Origin of the sequence: Arthrobacter sp. Cr_A7 (genome assembly GCF_029222765.1) — a bacterium.
GTDB lineage: Bacteria > Actinomycetota > Actinomycetes > Actinomycetales > Micrococcaceae > Arthrobacter.
In genome coordinates, this window is the sequence record NZ_JARHXQ010000211.1 from 1 (window position 1) to 365 (window position 365).

1 pseudogene is annotated in these 365 nt (G+C 66.6%); it reads left to right on the forward strand.

Annotation, left to right across the window (positions count from 1 at the left end):
* A pseudogene (locus tag P2Q66_RS12505) lies at window positions 1–365 on the forward strand (hypothetical protein); the annotation flags it as partial.

The window sequence follows — 365 nt, forward strand, 5'->3', positions numbered from 1 at the left end:
GCATCCATCGGCATCAAGCCGATCACCGTGCTGCTGCTGCCGTTCATCGGAGTGATGTGGGCAGGTGCCTCCGCGTCCTGGCCGCGCAAGTTCCTGATGTGGGGCGCGACGGCGGGCATCAGCTTCGGTGTGCTGCTCCTGAGCGGTATCCCCTACAACTTGGGGATCGGCTGGACCTGGGCCATCATGGACCCCACCCCCGGCTACACCGGTTATTCGCCCTCGGGCTTCCTCGGCCAGCAGGTGGAAATGCTCGCGAACGCGCTGGGCCTCCCGGGCGGAACACTCGCCACCTGGCTGCGGACCGGCATGAAGTGGGCCGCCATCGCGCTGGTGCTGCTGCTGATGTTCCGCGGCGACTATTC